Raw genomic sequence first — 13,125 nt, 5'->3', positions numbered from 1 at the left:
TTATAGCTACGAGAAAAAGGCAGTTAAGCATATCTGCCTTTTTTATGCTATGGAAAGCCGCTCGGCGAAGCCGCAAGCTATGCCTCTGGGCAAGTTTGGAGGAACGCAGAATGAATGCAGAGATAAAACGCGGCTCGCTGGAGATGACGGCGGCGATGCTGATTTCCGGCTCCATCGGCTGGTTTGTGCTGATGTCCGGCCAGCCGGTGGTCAACGTGGTGTTTTGGCGCTGCGCGGTGGGGGCGCTGGTGCTGCTGGCGGTGTGCGGCGCGCTGGGGCAGCTGCGGCGCGATGTGCTGACGCGCGCCACGCTGCTGCTGGCGATCGCCGGTGGGGTGGCGCTGGTGATCAACTGGCTGCTGCTGTTTGCCGCCTATTCCTATGCCTCTATCTCCATCGCCACGGCGGTGTACAACACCCAGCCGTTTATGCTGGTGGGGCTGGGGGCGCTGTTTCTGGGGGAACGGCTGACCGCCCGCAAGCTGCTGTGGCTGGGGCTGGCGTTCGGCGGCATGATGCTGGTGGTGCTGGCGCAGCCGCGGCAGGCGGGGGAACAGAGTCATTATTTGGCGGGCATCGCGCTGGCGCTCGGGGCGGCGTTTTTCTACGCCCTGATGGCGCTGGCGGCCAAGCGGCTGAAGGGCACGCCGCCGCATCTTATTGCGCTGATCCAGGTGGCGGTAGGGGCGGTGATGCTGTTGCCGCTGGTGGATTTCCACGTTTCGGCCAGCGCTGGGCAGTGGGGCATGCTGGCGACGCTCGGCGTGCTGCACACCGGCCTGATGTACGTGCTGATGTACGGCGCGCTGCAGAAGCTGCCGACCAACCTGATCGGCTCGCTGTCGTTCATCTACCCGATCGCCGCCATGCTGGTGGATCGCCTGGCGTTTGGCCACCGGCTGTCGGCTTGGCAACTGCTGGGCGCGGCGATCATCCTGCTGGCGGCGGCGGGCATGAACCTGCTGGGCGAGCGGCGAGCGCGACTGCTGCCGGCCTCGGACGGCCGGCGCGCCGGCTGATGCTCAGTTCGTTTTTTTCAGCCGGCGCCATAAGGTGGTGCGGCTGATCCCGAGCAGCCGGGCGGCGGCGGCGTGGTCGCCCCTGCACCGCGCCAGCGCTTCGTGGGCGGAGACGGGCGCTGGTGGTGTCTCGGGGGGCGTGGCCGCCGCCAGCTCCGGCAGCAGCCAGCGCAGCGTCTCGCCGCTCGGCGCGGTGCCGGTGCTCAGCATCAGCGCCACCCGCTCCATCATGTTGCGCAGTTCGCGCAGGTTGCCGGGCCAGGCGTAATGACTCAGCGCGGCGTAACAGCCGGCCAGGGCGGCGCGCAGCGGCTCCGTCAGCGGCACGTCGAGCGCCGCCAGCGACCGCTTCAGAAAGTGTTCCGCCAGCATCGCGATATCGTCGCCGCGCGCCCGCAATGGCGGCAGCTGCAGCCGCAGGGCGCTCAGGCGGTAGAACAGATCGGCGCGAAAGTCGCCCCGTTGAATCGCCTGCTCCAGGTGGCTGTGGGTGGCGCTGATGACGCGAAAGTCGACCGTTACCGGCTGTTGCCCACCCACCCGGGTGACGGTTTTCTCTTCCAGCGCGCGCAACAACCGGGTTTGCAGGTGCAGCGGCATTTCGCCGATCTCATCCAGAAACAGGGTGCCGCCGTTGGCGGTTTCCAGCAGCCCACGTCGGCCGCCGCGCCGTGAGCCGGTAAAGGCGCCTTCCTCATAGCCGAACAGCTCCGCCTCCAGCAGCGATTCGGCGATGGCGCCGCAGTTGATGGCGACGAACGGCGGCGTCGCGCCTCTGGCCGGCGCGCCGCGCCGGGAAAAGTATTCCCGGTGGATCGCCTGCGCCGCCAGCTCCTTGCCGGTGCCGGTTTCTCCTTCAATTAATACCGCCGCCGGCGAGCGGGCGTACAGCATGATGGTGCGCCGCGTCTGCTCTATCTGCGGGGAGTCGCCTTGCAAATCGCTCAGCCCGTAGCGCGGCTGCAGGGTATTACGCGTGGCGTAATCGCCGCCGCGTTTGCCGCCGCCCTGCATCAGGCGCGTCACGTCCAGCGCATCGCTGAAGGCGGCGCGCAGGGTGGCGGCGGAATAGAGAAAAATGGCGGTGAGCCCAGCCTCTTCCGCCAACTCGCTGATGAGGCCCGCTCCAACCACGGCCTGAATGCCGGCGGCTTTCAGCTCGGCGATCTGGCCGCGCGCGTCCTCTTCGGTGACGTAGCTGCGCTGCTCAAGCGGCAGATCGAAGGTCTGCTGGAACTCCAGCAGCGCGGGCAGAGGGGTTTTATAGGTGATGACGCCGATCCGATCGGCGGTTCTGCGCGCCTTGCTCAGCGCCTGCAGCAGGTCGAAGCCGCCGGGCTTGACCAGGATGACCGGCACCGACAGGCGGCTTTTCAGGTAGGCGCCGTTGGAGCCGGCGGCGATGATGGCGTCGCAAGGCTCGGTAGCCAGGCGGGCGCGGATGTGCTGCACCGCCTCCTCAAAGCCGAGGCGGATCGGGATGATGGTCGCCAGATGGTCGAACTCGAGGCTGATGTCTCGGAACAGATCGAACAGGCGGGTGATGGAGACGGTCCAGATCACCGGTTTGTCCGGCGTGACGTGATCGCTCATGGTGGGTTACCGAATGGAAGTAGCTGCATTAGGTGTAGCCCGGTTTCAGTTATGTTTCAAATTTTCTGCGTGAAACAGCGATTGAAACGTTGGCTGAAACGTTTTTTACCTCTTTGTCTGGCCAATGGCGCTGCAGATGTTGTAACTCGCTTATTTTTATCGATTTTAATTTTTCCCCTCACCGAAGTGCAACCTGGCCCGCCCCTTGCTCTGTCTGTTTCATCTGGCTAATCGGAGAAAACGTCATGACGCTGCGCTCACCCGGGCTCGCCTTTCGCCAGGCCCTGAGTAAAGAAAAACCCCTGCAAATCGCCGGCGCGATCAACGCCAACCATGCGCTGCTGGCCCAGCGGGCCGGATTCCAGGCCATCTACCTTTCCGGCGGCGGCGTGGCGGCCGGTTCGTTGGGGCTGCCGGATCTGGGCATTTCGACCCTGGACGATGTGCTGACCGACATTCGCCGCATCACCGACGTTTGCCCGCTGCCGCTGCTGGTGGATGTCGACAGCGGTTTCGGCGCTTCGGCGTTCAACGTCGCCCGCACGGTGCGATCGGTGAGCAAGGCCGGGGCGGCGGCGCTGCATATCGAAGATCAGGTCGGCGCCAAGCGCTGCGGCCATCGCCCCAATAAGGCCATCGTTTCCACCGGAGAGATGGTGGATCGCATCAAGGCGGCGGTGGATGCGCGCAGCGATCCGGACTTCGTGATCATGGCGCGCACCGATGCGCTGGCGGTGGAGGGGCTGGAGGCGGCCATCGAGCGCGCTCAGGCTTACGTGGCGGCCGGGGCCGACATGCTGTTTCCGGAAGCGATCACCGAGCTGGGCATGTACCGCCGCTTTGCTGAGGCGACGCAGGTGCCGATCCTGGCCAATATCACCGAATTCGGCGCGACGCCGCTGTTTACCACCGACGAGCTGCGCAGCGCCCAGGTGGATATGGCGCTGTATCCGCTGTCGGCCTTCCGGGCAATGAACCGCGCGGCGGAGCGGGTGTACCGCGCTTTGCGCGAGGAGGGCACGCAGAAAAGCGTCATCGACACCATGCAGACCCGCAACGAGCTGTATGAAAGCATCAACTATTATTTGTTCGAAGAGAAACTCGACGCCCTGTTCGCTCGCCAGCGCGACAAATAGGCGCCATTCACGCACAAGCCAAACGAGGACGGTATGAGCCAAGCGATCCCCCCGCAAAGCCCGACTGGCGTTAAGCCGAAAAAATCCGTGGCGTTATCCGGCGTGCCCGCCGGGAATACCGCGCTGTGCTCCGTAGGGCGCAGCGGCAACGATCTGCACTATCGCGGTTACGACATTCTCGATCTCGCGCGCCACTGCGAGTTTGAAGAGGTCGCCCACCTGCTGATCCACGGCAAGTTGCCCAACCGCGATGAGCTACAGGCCTACAAACACCGTCTCAAAGCCCTGCGCGGCCTGCCCGCCAGCGTGCGCACGGTGCTCGAGGCGTTGCCTGCGGCGTCTCACCCGATGGACGTGATGCGTACCGGCGTCTCGGCCCTTGGCTGCACGCTGCCGGAAAAAGAGCAGCACGGCGCGGCCGGCGCGCGCGACATCGCCGACCGGCTGCTGGCGTCGCTGGGATCGATGCTGCTGTATTGGTATCACTACAGCCACAACGGCGAGCGCATTCAGCCGGAGACCGACGACGACTCCATCGGCGGCCACTTCCTGCACCTGCTGCACGGCGAAGCGCCTTCCGCCAGTTGGGAGCAGGCGATGCACGCGTCATTGATCCTGTACGCCGAGCATGAGTTCAACGCCTCGACCTTCGCCGGCCGGGTGATCGCCGGCACCGGATCCGACGTCTATTCGGCGATCGTCGGCGCCATTGGCGCGCTGCGCGGGCCGAAACACGGCGGCGCCAACGAGGTGTCGCTGGAGATCCAGCAACGCTATGAAACGCCGGACGAAGCGGAAGCCGACATTCGCCGCCGCATCGACAACAAAGAGGTGGTGATCGGCTTCGGGCACCCGGTGTACACCGTCTCCGATCCGCGCCATCAGGTGATCAAAGAGATCGCGCTGCGCCTGTCGCGGGAGGCGGGGGCGATGAAGCTGTATGACATCGCCGATCGGCTGGAAAGCGTGATGCGCGACACCAAAAAGATGTTCCCCAACCTCGACTGGTTCTCGGCGGTGTCTTATCACCAGCTGGGGGTGCCCACCGAAATGTTCACGCCGCTGTTTGTCATGGCGCGGGTGAGCGGCTGGTCGGCGCACATCATCGAGCAACGGCAGGACAACAAAATCATTCGCCCGTCCGCCAACTATACCGGGCCGGAAGCGCGGGCGTTCGTACCGCTGGATCAGCGCTGAGCGCCGATCGTTATTCACTATGGAGTTTTCGGGAATCATGATGCTTGAGTCTGCCAATACCCGCCGTCCGCCGTTCGATCGCGAAATGGTCGATATCGTCGATTATGTGATGAAAGAGGCCGTCGATACCCCGGCGGCGTACCGCACCGCCCACTATTGCCTGCTCGATACCCTCGGCTGCGGGCTGGAGGCGCTGAGCTACCCGGCCTGCAAGAAACTGCTGGGGCCGGTGGTGCCGGGCGCCGAGGTGCTGAACGGCAGCCGGGTGCCGGGCACCCGCTTCCAGCTGGATCCGGTGCAGGCGGCGTTCAATATCGGCGCCATGATTCGCTGGCTCGACTTCAACGATACCTGGCTGGCGGCGGAGTGGGGGCACCCGTCGGACAACCTGGGCGGGATCCTGGCGGTGGCCGACTGGCTCTCGCGCCAGGCGGTGGCGGCGGGCAAAGCGCCGCTGACCATGCGGCAGGTGCTGATCGCCATGATCAAGGCGCATGAGATCCAGGGCTGCCTGGCGCTGGAAAACGCCTTTAACCGGGTGGGGTTGGATCACGTACTGCTGGTGAAGGTGGCGTCCACCGCGGTGGTGGCGCAGATGCTCGGCCTGAGCCGGGCGGAGATCCTGAACGCGGTGTCGCTGGCGTGGGTGGACGGGCAGTCGCTGCGTACCTATCGCCATGCGCCGAACGCCGGCACCCGCAAATCCTGGGCGGCGGGGGATGCGACCGCGCGCGCGGTGCGGCTGGCGCTGATGGCTGCCACCGGCGAGATGGGCTATCCCTCGGCGCTGACGGCGCCGACCTGGGGGTTCTACGACGTCTCGTTCAAAGGCAAGCCTTTCCGCTTCCAGCGGCCGTACGGCGCGTACGTGATGGAGAACGTGCTGTTTAAAATTTCGTTCCCGGCGGAGTTCCATGCCCAGACCGCCGTGGAGGCGGCCATGACGCTGCATCGTCAGATGCAGGCCGCCGGCAAAACCGCCGCCGACATCGCCGCAGTGAGCATCCGCACTCATGAGGCCTGCTTGCGTATTATCGACAAGCAGGGGCCGCTGGATAACCCGGCGGATCGCGATCACTGCATTCAGTATATGGTGGCGATCCCGCTGCTGTTCGGCCGGCTGACGGCCGCGGACTACGAGGATCGGGTGGCCGAGGATCCGCGCATCGATGCGTTGCGCGGCAAGATCCGCTGCCATGAAGATCCCGCCTTCACCCGCGATTATCACGATCCGGAAAAACGATCGATCGCCAATGCGCTGACGGTGGAGTTTACCGACGGCAGCCGTCTGGATGAGGTGGCGGTGGAGTATCCTATCGGCCATGCGCGGCGGCGCGAAGAGGGCATCCCGCTGCTGATCGAGAAGTTCAAAACCAACCTGGCGCGCCAGTTCCCGGCTCTGCAGCAGCAGCGCATTCTCGAGGTGTCGCTGGACCGGCAGCGGCTGGCGCAGATGCCGGTCAATGAGTATCTCGATTTGTGGGTGATCTGAGATAAGCGGCGCTGACAAGCCACGTCGGCGTCGCTATGATGGGCGCTCCATTCCCGTCCCTCTTCTTATCAGGTGATTCATGATTGATGCCGCAACGCTGTTGTTGTTTTCCGGTGCCTGCGTGGCGCTGGCGCTGACCCCCGGCCCGGATATGCTGCTGATCGCTTCGCGAAGCGTCAGCCAGGGGCGGCGCGCCGGTTTCGCTTCGCTGGCGGGCATTCAGCTCGGCACGTATTGTCACGCGCTGGCGGCGGCGCTGGGGTTGTCGCAACTGTTCGTCGCGGTGCCGCTGGCTTACGACGCGGTGAGAATGCTGGGCGCCGTCTATCTGCTCTATCTGGCGTGGAAAACGCTGCGATCCGGCAGCAGTTTGCAGGCTTCCGCCGGGTTGCAAGCGGTGCCGACGGCGCGCATCTTCCGCCAGGGGCTGTTCACCAACATCCTCAACCCGAAAATGGCGCTGTTCGTGCTGGCGCTGTTTCCGCAGTTTATCGATCCGCGTTCAGGCTCGGTGGTGGTGCAGATGCTGGCGCTGGCGACGGTGCTGAATCTGGTGGGCTTGCTGATTAACGGCGGGGTGATCCTGGCAGTCAGCGGCATGAAAAGCCGCTTTGCCGGCCGCCGCTTCAGCGCCCGCTGGCCGAACTACCTGCTGAGCGGGGTGTTCGCCGGGCTGGCCTGCAAGCTCATTTTCGACAGCCGCCGCTAACCCTCACGCAGCAGCGCTTCAAACGCCGCGCTGGCCGGTTCGTCCGGCAGCGCGCTGTACATCACCAGCCGCAGGTGATTCTCTTCGTCGACGATGAAAGAGGCGTGGTCAAAGGTGACCGGGCCGATTTCCGGGATGGCGAAGCTGCGCCGTCCCTGGCAGCGCCCGTGAATGTCGTGCTGCCGCCAGAGCTGGCGGAACTGCGGCGACACCCGCTCCAGCGCCTGTACCCGTTGGCGCATCACCTCATCCTCCGGCGCGCGAGCGTAGTCGCGGCGGAAGCTGGCCAGGATTTGCGGCGCCTGCGCCCGCCACTCCAGCAGGCGTGCATTGAGCTGCGGATCGGCAAACAGCATCCACAACATGTTGCGCTCTTCCGGCGGGCGTTCGGCGATGGCGAACAGCCGCTGCGCCGCCGGGTTCCAGGCGATGATGTCCCAACTCAGGTTCATGACGTAGGCCGGCCGCAGCGCCAAATCGTCCAGCAGCCGCCGCACCAGCGGCGAGACCTGGCACCACTGATGGCCGACCGGCACCGGCGGCCGCTGATGCGCCAATAAAAACAGGTGGTAGCGGCCGGCGGCGTCGAGCTGGAGCACCCGCGCCAGGTTTTCCAAAAATGCCACCGACGCATTGATTTCCCTGCCTTGTTCCAGCCAGGTGTACCAGGTGAGGCCGACGCCGGCCAGCGCCGCGACCTCCTCGCGCCGCAATCCCGGCGTGCGGCGGCGGCTGCCGCTCGGCAAACCGACCGCCTGCGGCGACAGTTGTTCTCGCTTTTGACGTAGAAAATCCGCCAGTTCGTGGCGAGTGCGCTCGAGGGTGCGTGGGGGCATGGCGGCCGTCCTGTTGCTGTCAGTAATAGTATAAATGGCTATATAGTAACAGTTTAAAACATGTTTCATACTGCGGCCATCATAATCTCTGGAGGTGGTATGGAACATTCATTATCTCGTGAACGGCGAGGGTTGGCCGGCCTGCCGGTGCTGCTGTTGGGCGGTTTTGTCACGGTGTTCGATCTGTTTGTGGTCAACGTGGCGGCGCCGGTGATCCAGCGAGAATTCGCCGCCGATTTTGCCGGCGTCGGGTTGATCGTCGCCGGTTATGAACTGGCGTTCGGGGTGCTGTTGATCGCCGGCGGGCGTCTGGGCGATCGCTTCGGGCGCCGGCGTCTGTTCAGCCTCGGCATGCTGGGATTCACGCTGACTTCACTGCTGTGCGGGTTGGCGGGATCGCTCAGCCTGCTGATCGCCGCGCGTATTCTGCAGGGGGCGGCGGCGGCGCTGCTGTTTCCGCAAATTTACGCCTTGATGCGGGTGCTGTACGAGCCGCAACAGCGGCGGCGCGCCTTCGCCTGGCTGGGCATGACGCTGGGGCTGGCGGCAATCTTCGGCCAGATCCTCGGTGGTTTTATCATCGAGGCCAACCTGTTCGGCAGCGGCTGGCGCATGATCTTTCTGATTAATCTGCCGATCGGCGCGCTGGCGCTGTGGGCGGCGCGGCGCATTCCCGAATCGCGGGTGGCGCAGGCGCAGCGGCTGGATGGCGTTGGCCTGGGGCTGGCGGCGACCGGCCTGACGCTGTTGCTGCTGCCGCTGCTGGAAGGGCCGGCGCGCGGCTGGCCGTGGTGGATCGCGCCGATGTTGGCGCTGGCAATGCTGACGCTGTGGGGCTTCCTGCGTTGGGAGCGCCGTCTGGCGCAGCGCGGCGACGATGCGGTGCTCGATCCGGCGCTGTTCCGCCAGGCGGGCTTCGCGCCGGGTATGGCGGTGGTGCTGGCGATTTATGCCACCGCTTCCTCGTTTTTCTTGTGTTTCGCGCTGCTGCTGCAGGCGGGGGCGGGGTTGACGCCTTTTCAGGCGGGCAGCCTGTTCGCCCCGGCCAGCGCGGCCTTTATGTTGGCGTCGATGTTGGCGCCCCGGCTGGCGCTGCGTTGGGGCAACCGTGCGTTGAGCGCGGGCGTGGCGATTTACGCCGCCGGGCTGGCGCTGCTGATGGCGCAGGCGCTGTGGGGCGCGGCGCTGGCGCATCCGCTGCGGCTGCTGCCGGGGTTGGTGGTGCTGGGATTCGGCCAGGCGCTGAGCATGACGCCGCTGCTGAATCTGGTGCTCGGTTTGGCGCACGAGCGGCAGGCGGGCATGGCGGCGGGGCTGGTTGCCACCGTGCAGCAGGTGGGGGGCGCGCTGGGCATCGTGGTCAGCGGCGTCGGTTTCGTGCCGCTGCTGGCGCACGGCGGCGCGGCGGAGCGCTATGCCGAGGCCTTTGCCGGCGCCATGGTATTTAATCTGTTGGCGATGGGCGTCGCCCTGATCTTGTTAAACCGGATCACGCGAAATAGTCAGAAAGCGGATCTTAAGTAGGCCGCCGGCGGGTGCTTTACTGTCGTCATGATGAGAGAGCGTAAGGAGCCACACTGATGTTTCAACCCGCCGCATTTCGCGAAGACGATCTGGATGCCCAACTGGCGCTGGTGCGCGCCCACCCGTTGGGGCTGCTGGTCAGCCACGGCGAGCAGGGATTGACGGCCGATCCGCTGCCGTTTCTGGCCGATGTCGAACAGGGGCAGGTCCGGCTGCGGGCGCACCTGTCGCGCGCCAACGAGCACTGGCGGCGGCTGCAGCACGCGGCGGAATGCCTGGTGATTTTTCAGGGGGTGGAGGGCTATGTGTCGCCCGGCTGGTACCCGAGCAAGCGCCAGACCGGCAAAGTGGTGCCGACCTGGAATTACAGCGTGGTGCAGCTGTATGGCGTGCCGAAGGTGACGGACGACCCGGCCTGGCTGCGCCGCCAGCTGATCGATCTTACCGCGCAGCAGGAAGGAGGGCGCCCGGCGCCCTGGCGGCTCGACGACGCGCCGGCCAACTACATCGCCGCGCAGCTTAAAGGCATCGTCGGTATCGAGATCGCCGTCACCCGGCGCGAAGGCAAATGGAAGATGAGCCAAAACCGCAGCGCCGACGATGCCGGCGGGGTGATCGCCGGGCTGCGCGACGGCGATGAAACGCAGCGGCGGCTGGCAGAGGAGGTTGAGCGGCGGCGCGGATAGGGTATGCTAACCGAAGAGTGAGCAAGGGGAACCTTCGGATGGATTACACCAAAATTATCAAAGAAATAGGCCGCGGCAAAAACCATGCGCGCGACCTGGACCGGCAGACCGCCTTTGAGCTGTATCAGGCGATGCTGGCCGGGGAGGTCCCCGAGCTGGAGCTGGGCGGCATTCTGATCGCGCTGCGCATCAAGGGTGAGGCCGAAGAGGAGATGCTGGGCTTCTACCAGGCGATGCAGCAGCAGGTGTTGCCGCTGCAGGCGCCGCAGGGGCGGCCGCTGCCGGTAGTGCTGCCGAGCTATAACGGCGCGCGCAAGCAGGCCAGCCTGACGCCGCTGCTGGCGTTGCTGCTCGCGAAAGTGGGCCTGCCGGTGGTGGTGCATGGCGTGCTGGACGACAGCACTCGCGTGACCAGCGCCGAGATTTTCCGCGCCCTGGGGCTGCCGTGGTCGGAACAGGCCGTTCACGCCCAGCAGCGTCTCGATAACGGCGAGGCAGTGTTCATGCCGGTTTCCACGCTGTCGGCGCCGCTGGCGCGGCAGCTCGGGCTGCGTTGGCGCATGGGGGTGCGCAACAGCGCCCATACGCTGGCCAAGCTGGCGACGCCGTTCGGCGAACAGGATGCGCTGCGCCTCGCCAGCGTCTCACACCCAGAGTATGTCGGCCGGGTGGCGTCGTTTTTCCGCCAGATCGGCGCCCGCGGGCTGTTGATGCACGGCACCGAAGGCGAAGCCTACGCCAACCCGCTGCGCTGCCCGCAGATTCACTATATTGCCGGCGGCGAACAGCGCGTGTTGCTGGAGCGCACCTTGCAGGATGAAACGCCGACGTTGCCGGCGGCGAAAGACGCGGAAACCACCGCGCGCTGGACCGAGCGCTGCCTGGCGGGCGAGGTGGCGATCCCGCAGGCCATCCAGCGGCAGGTCGCCTGTTGCCTGGTGGCCGCCGGCGAGAGCGAAACGCTGGAACAGGGGCTGCAGCGCCTGCGTCAGGCCTGAGCGCGACTATACTGGGATATTTCCTCATCGGCAGAGAAGGACGGTTATGCAACAGGCTCTCGATTACTTCAATCAATTGAACCAGGATTACCTCGACGTTCACCGCGCCAAAGAAGAGCTGTTCTGGCAAAACTACATGGGCACCGGCGGTGAAGAGGTGTCGGCGCGCTTTGCCGCCGCGGAAAGCGCCTATAAGCGCTTTATCGCCGAACCGCGCCGGCTGGCGGAGATCCGCAATCTGCTGGCCGGATTGGAAACGCTGCCGCAGGAGGCGCAGCGCGATGCGCTGATCCACGGCCTGCAAGGTTGGCTGCGTTTCTTCGACTGCAACGCCATTGAAGATCCGCAGGCGCAGGCGCTGTTGGATCGGATCATCCACGCCGAATCCGATCTCTACTCGCGCCGCAAGGGCTACCAGGTGACGCATCTGAACGCCGAAGGCCAGCGGGTGGCGGCCTCGCTCGGCGAGCTGTTGACCAACCAGGCGACCAACCCGAACGAAGACTACCGCCGCAGCTCGCAGCAGGCGCTGCGCGATCTGGAGCAATGGCTGCTGCATAACGGCCTGCCGGAACTGATTGGCTTGCGCAACCGCTTTGCGCGCCAGATGGGCTATCGCAACTATTTCGACTACAAGGTGAACAAAACCGAGCGCATGACGCCGGAGCAGCTGTTCGCCATTCTGGATCGCTTCGAGCGGGAAACCCGCGAGGCCAACGCGCGCAGCCTGCAGCAACTGGCGGCCGACAAGGGCAGCCAGGCGCTGGAGCCGTGGAACGTGCGCTTTGCCAGCGCCGGCGACGTCACCCGCCAACTGGATCCTTACTTCCCGTTTTCGCGTTCGCTGGAGCGCTGGGTCGACAGCTTCAAACGTCTGCACATCGGCTTTGGCGGCGCCGAGATGAACCTCGATCTGCTGGTGCGCAAAGGCAAGTATGAGAACGGCTTTATGCACGGCCCGGTGCCGCCGTTTGTGCGCCAGGGGGAATGGGTGCCGGCGCGCATCAACTTCACCAGCCTGGCGCAGCCGGGGCAGGTGGGCAGCGGCGCTTACGGGCTCAACACCCTGTTCCACGAGGGCGGCCACGCGGCGCATTTCGCCAACATTCGCCAGAATGCGCCGTGCTTCTCGCAGGAATTCCCACCGACCTCGATGGCCTATGCCGAAACCCAGTCGATGTTCTGCGACAGCCTGCTGGACGACGCCGACTGGTTGAAACGCTATGCGAAAAACGCCGCCGGCGAAGCGGTGCCCGATGCGCTAATCGAAGCCGGTATCGCGGCGCGCCAGCCGATGCGCGCGTTCAACGAACGCCATATCCTGCTGGTACCGTACTTCGAGTGGGCGCTGTATCAGTGGGATGACGAGCAGCGCACGCCGGAAGCCATCACCGCGCTGGCGCGCGAGGTCGAGCAGAAGATCCTCGGCATCAGCGGCAGCCCGCGCCCGACGCTGGCGATCCCGCACCTGCTGTCGCTGGAGTCCGCCTGCTCTTATCAGGGTTATCTGCTGGCGATGATGGCGGTGGAACAAACCCGCCAGTTCTTCCTGCAGCGCGACGGTTACCTGACGGACAACCCGGCCATCGGCCCGGATCTGGCGCAACACTATTGGTTGCCGGGCAACAGCGTCAGCCATGATGACACGCTGCGCAGCCTGACCGGCGAAGGGTTCAACCCGGACTATCTGGCGCAGGCCTGTAACCAGACGGTGGCGCAGGCGTGGCGCGAGGCGCAGCAGACGATGGCCGCCGCCGCCGCGCGCCCGCAGCCGCCGGCGGATTTCGATTTGGAGGCGCATATTCGGGTGGTGGACGGCGAGACGGTATTGGCGGACAACGCCGACGGCGACGAACGGATGTGTCGCGATTTCGCCGCAGCGATAGAGGCGCGTTTGGTTTAAGGCTGACAATAAAAAAATCCACGCGGCAGCGT

11 protein-coding genes are annotated in these 13,125 nt (G+C 65.2%); 9 read left to right on the top strand and 2 right to left on the bottom strand.

Annotation, left to right across the window (positions count from 1 at the left end; genetic code table 11):
- Positions 1 to 110: 110 nt before the first annotated feature.
- Positions 111 to 1,019: a DMT family transporter gene (locus tag ACSBQQ_RS11225; protein WP_033637645.1), complete on the top strand. Its 909-nt coding sequence runs from the start codon at positions 111 to 113 to the stop codon at positions 1,017 to 1,019.
- A gap of 3 nt (positions 1,020 to 1,022) precedes the next feature.
- Here the strand turns inward: ACSBQQ_RS11225 and prpR are convergent, their stop codons facing one another.
- On the bottom strand, positions 1,023 to 2,612 hold the full coding sequence (prpR, locus tag ACSBQQ_RS11220) for a propionate catabolism operon regulatory protein PrpR (protein WP_033646895.1): 1,590 nt from the start codon (positions 2,610 to 2,612) through the stop codon (positions 1,023 to 1,025).
- 245 nt (positions 2,613 to 2,857) lie between these two features.
- Between prpR and prpB the strand changes: the two genes are divergently transcribed.
- From prpB to ACSBQQ_RS11200, 4 genes are all read left to right on the top strand, one after another.
- A complete protein-coding gene (prpB, locus tag ACSBQQ_RS11215) occupies positions 2,858 to 3,748 on the top strand; it encodes a methylisocitrate lyase (protein WP_060428306.1) in 891 nt (296 codons plus the stop codon).
- A gap of 33 nt (positions 3,749 to 3,781) precedes the next feature.
- Positions 3,782 to 4,945, top strand: coding sequence for a bifunctional 2-methylcitrate synthase/citrate synthase (gene prpC, locus ACSBQQ_RS11210; protein WP_033646891.1), 1,164 nt, complete (start codon positions 3,782 to 3,784; stop codon positions 4,943 to 4,945).
- Between the two features lie 40 nt (positions 4,946 to 4,985).
- Positions 4,986 to 6,437 carry a bifunctional 2-methylcitrate dehydratase/aconitate hydratase gene (locus ACSBQQ_RS11205; RefSeq protein WP_060387816.1) on the top strand — a complete coding sequence of 484 codons (1,452 nt, stop codon included), beginning with the start codon at positions 4,986 to 4,988 and terminating at the stop codon, positions 6,435 to 6,437.
- A gap of 79 nt (positions 6,438 to 6,516) precedes the next feature.
- Positions 6,517 to 7,146 (top strand): LysE family translocator, encoded by a 630-nt coding sequence (locus tag ACSBQQ_RS11200; protein ID WP_060387451.1) that lies wholly within the window; start codon positions 6,517 to 6,519, stop codon positions 7,144 to 7,146.
- Here ACSBQQ_RS11200 and ACSBQQ_RS11195 read toward each other — a convergent pair.
- On the bottom strand, positions 7,143 to 7,982 hold the full coding sequence (locus ACSBQQ_RS11195) for a helix-turn-helix transcriptional regulator (RefSeq protein WP_033637650.1): 840 nt from the start codon (positions 7,980 to 7,982) through the stop codon (positions 7,143 to 7,145). The genes ACSBQQ_RS11200 and ACSBQQ_RS11195 overlap by 4 nt on opposite strands.
- Before the next feature lie 99 nt (positions 7,983 to 8,081).
- Between ACSBQQ_RS11195 and ACSBQQ_RS11190 the strand changes: the two genes are divergently transcribed.
- The 4 genes from ACSBQQ_RS11190 to ACSBQQ_RS11175 are packed head-to-tail and all read left to right on the top strand — an operon-like array spanning position 8,082 to position 13,093.
- A complete protein-coding gene (locus ACSBQQ_RS11190) occupies positions 8,082 to 9,506 on the top strand; it encodes an MFS transporter (protein WP_060387452.1) in 1,425 nt (474 codons plus the stop codon).
- A 56-nt stretch (positions 9,507 to 9,562) separates the two neighbouring features.
- Positions 9,563 to 10,192, top strand: a complete 630-nt coding sequence (locus ACSBQQ_RS11185) for an FMN-binding negative transcriptional regulator (RefSeq protein ID WP_060428308.1) — start codon at positions 9,563 to 9,565, stop codon at positions 10,190 to 10,192.
- A gap of 38 nt (positions 10,193 to 10,230) precedes the next feature.
- Positions 10,231 to 11,190, top strand: a complete 960-nt coding sequence (gene ybiB / locus ACSBQQ_RS11180; RefSeq protein WP_060428310.1) for a DNA-binding protein YbiB — start codon at positions 10,231 to 10,233, stop codon at positions 11,188 to 11,190.
- A 46-nt stretch (positions 11,191 to 11,236) separates the two neighbouring features.
- Positions 11,237 to 13,093: a M3 family metallopeptidase gene (locus ACSBQQ_RS11175; protein WP_060419967.1), complete on the top strand. Its 1,857-nt coding sequence runs from the start codon at positions 11,237 to 11,239 to the stop codon at positions 13,091 to 13,093.
- The last annotated feature ends 32 nt before the right edge of the window (positions 13,094 to 13,125 follow it).

Origin of the sequence: Serratia sp. G204Y, from assembly GCF_051172435.1 — a bacterium.
Taxonomy (GTDB): domain Bacteria; phylum Pseudomonadota; class Gammaproteobacteria; order Enterobacterales; family Enterobacteriaceae; genus Serratia; species Serratia sarumanii.
Note: the sequence above shows the minus strand (reverse complement) of the source record. Positions and strands in the feature narration are given on the sequence as shown.

Coding starts and splice junctions, on each gene's coding strand:
- ACSBQQ_RS11225 (WP_033637645.1), top strand. CDS start 111: ATGAATGCAGAGATAAAACGCGGCTCGCTGGAGATGACGGCGGCGATG.
- prpR (WP_033646895.1), bottom strand. CDS start 2,612: ATGAGCGATCACGTCACGCCGGACAAACCGGTGATCTGGACCGTCTCC.
- prpB (WP_060428306.1), top strand. CDS start 2,858: ATGACGCTGCGCTCACCCGGGCTCGCCTTTCGCCAGGCCCTGAGTAAA.
- prpC (WP_033646891.1), top strand. CDS start 3,782: ATGAGCCAAGCGATCCCCCCGCAAAGCCCGACTGGCGTTAAGCCGAAA.
- ACSBQQ_RS11205 (WP_060387816.1), top strand. CDS start 4,986: ATGCTTGAGTCTGCCAATACCCGCCGTCCGCCGTTCGATCGCGAAATG.
- ACSBQQ_RS11200 (WP_060387451.1), top strand. CDS start 6,517: ATGATTGATGCCGCAACGCTGTTGTTGTTTTCCGGTGCCTGCGTGGCG.
- ACSBQQ_RS11195 (WP_033637650.1), bottom strand. CDS start 7,982: ATGCCCCCACGCACCCTCGAGCGCACTCGCCACGAACTGGCGGATTTT.
- ACSBQQ_RS11190 (WP_060387452.1), top strand. CDS start 8,082: ATGGAACATTCATTATCTCGTGAACGGCGAGGGTTGGCCGGCCTGCCG.
- ACSBQQ_RS11185 (WP_060428308.1), top strand. CDS start 9,563: ATGTTTCAACCCGCCGCATTTCGCGAAGACGATCTGGATGCCCAACTG.
- ybiB (WP_060428310.1), top strand. CDS start 10,231: ATGGATTACACCAAAATTATCAAAGAAATAGGCCGCGGCAAAAACCAT.
- ACSBQQ_RS11175 (WP_060419967.1), top strand. CDS start 11,237: ATGCAACAGGCTCTCGATTACTTCAATCAATTGAACCAGGATTACCTC.